Origin of the sequence: Methylobacterium sp. E-046, from assembly GCF_022829625.1 — a bacterium.
GTDB lineage: Bacteria > Pseudomonadota > Alphaproteobacteria > Rhizobiales > Beijerinckiaceae > Methylobacterium > Methylobacterium longum.
In genome coordinates this window covers 1-2147 of sequence record NZ_JAKSYP010000165.1, presented here as the reverse complement: position 1 = coordinate 2147, position 2147 = coordinate 1, and the positions used below count along the sequence as shown (strand labels likewise).

Sequence of the window (2147 nt, the reverse complement as noted above, 5' to 3'; positions counted from 1 at the left end):
GTGGCGGAGTGACACCGGGTGGTTGGCCGCGCGTTTGTGCAAGAGAGCGCCCTGGGTGCGGTTGACACGGTCGCGGGTAACGTAGAGGCCCTCGACCTTGAGCGTGAGGGCCGAGGGGTGGAAGAAGTTCGGGACGGGTTCGGTAGCCAGCGCGTACTCGATGCCGCCGCACACAGCGTAGCCGGTGCGGCAGCTGTCGTTGCCAGCGTAGCCGCCGCACGAGCGGTCGGCGCTGCCAGAGCCGTAGGCGAAGCCGCCGGTGCCGTACACCAGCACGCGGTCGAAGGCGTAACCGAGGCGGCCGCGCACGGTGCCGAAGAAGTCGAGGCTGGACAGGCCGCGCGGGTCGGTCACGTAGTAGCCCGGAGCGACGGCGGCGCTGGTGATGGCGTTGTTCCGGCTGCGGCCGAAGTCGAGGTACTGGGCGTCGGCCTCGACGCCGATGACCACGCCCGAGCCCGGGGTGAACTGGTAGTTGTAGCCGACCTGGCCACCGCCGGAGAAGCCGTCCTGGCTGCGGTTACCGAAGGTGGCTGACACCGGAGCGCCGCTGGCCGTGAAGGCGCCGGGCACCGTGAAGGTGGAGTTGCTGTTGCTGTTGCTGCTGGCGTCGAAGGCGTAGCCGGCGTTGATACCGAAGTAGGCGCCGGTCCAGGTGAACACCGGGACGGGGGTGAACACCGGCGGCGGGGCGGCGCGGCGCGGCAGGTCGGCGGCGAAGGCGGAGCCGGCCATCAGGGCCGTGGCAGCGCTGGCAAGCAGGAGCTTCTTGATCATCTGGTCCTCTGTCTCCCGTTTTGCGGGATGTGCACGGGGGACAGAATGCAGAATGAAGCTTAACGATAGTGCAATTTGGCAACAGCTCGGGAGGCATCCGGTCGTTCGGCGGTCAAGGATGTGCGCTTCAGCACATTCCTCGCAGACTATGCCCGAGGCCAATCTATCGATATGTATCTGAATGTTTCTGGCAACAAAAAAGCCCCGCAGCACGGGGCTGGCGGGGCTTGAGTTGCTTCGTGAACGTTCCCAGGACCAACCAGGAAAGCTTCAGCGTCGATTAAACCTATTCTGGATTGATCCGCAAGCTCACCCTACGCGGTTCCCCAGCTCGCCCCAGACGCATCAAGGTGACGAACGTACCGCTTGGCTCGGCAGCGTCGGGAGAGCCTCGCTCGGTTTTTAGTAGTCGCGTCAGCAAACGCGCTGCGGTCCATAGGGCGTGTCACGGATGAAGCAGCGCCGTAGGGGGCAGCCCATAGTAGGGCGGTGGAGGTGGCGGCCGGCGATGATGAGGCCGCCGGCCGAGGGGCGCAGCGTAATCGAGCTTAACGGTAAAGCGGGTCATAGTCGCTGGAACCCGATCTTAAGCCTACCGGCACATCCTGCCGGCAGCACGTCTTGGGTTGGTGGCCAAAATGCCGGTAGCAATTCTCATGGCCCTGATTGCGGGCGCGCTCTGTCTGGGCATGATATCGGCTCTGGTGCCGCTTGGCCGCCGGTCCGACGAGGACGATGGCGCATTGTGGTACGAGGACGAGTTCTTCGACCTCAACGGGCCGGTGATTGACATGGAGCCGGCGCGCTGATGTGCGGCCAGACAGTGGATTGCGCTCGCAACGATGGCTGACAGCGATTGATCCGAAAGTTTCTCCATGCGTAACCGTACGCCTCGGTCGTTCACCGTCGAGACCAAGTCCGGCAGCGTTCGGTTTGGCCTTGGGCGGTCGTCCGCGCCGCGGCCTCTGCGATTGCTCTTCCGCAATCTGCATCAAATCCGGCTCGACCTGCGGAGCCTCAGGCACGATCAGGTTGGGAAGGATCCGGCGAGACTCGGCAGCAGGTGCCTGTAGAGTGGCTGGCGGAGGCCAAGAGACTGTTGGTCGTAGGGCCGAAGGCGCCTCGGCACGGTGAGGGATGAAACTGCGATGGTGCCAGCTGACGGAATTAGTGTCGTCGGTGGACGCGCTAGGCGAACGGTTACGCATGCAGAACCTTTCGGATCAATCGATGTCAGCCATCGTTGCGAGCGCAATCCACTGTCTGGCAGAACATCAGCGCGCCGGCTCCATGTCAATCACCGGCCCGTTGAGGTCGAAGAACTCGTCCTCGTACCACAATGCGCCATCGTCCTCGTCGGACCGGCGGCC

General features: G+C 64.1%; 2 protein-coding genes. One reads left to right on the top strand and one right to left on the bottom strand.

Annotation, left to right across the window (positions count from 1 at the left end; all coding sequences use genetic code 11):
* The coding region (locus MKK82_RS15380; protein ID WP_243986219.1) for an outer membrane protein at nt 1–777 on the bottom strand (777 nt) is incomplete at its 3' end.
* A 656-nt stretch (nt 778–1433) separates the two neighbouring features.
* Between MKK82_RS15380 and MKK82_RS15375 the strand changes: the two genes are divergently transcribed.
* Nucleotides 1434–1586 carry a hypothetical protein gene (locus MKK82_RS15375; RefSeq protein ID WP_243986217.1) on the top strand — a complete coding sequence of 51 codons (153 nt, stop codon included), beginning with the start codon at nt 1434–1436 and terminating at the stop codon, nt 1584–1586.
* Nucleotides 1587–2147 lie beyond the last annotated feature (561 nt).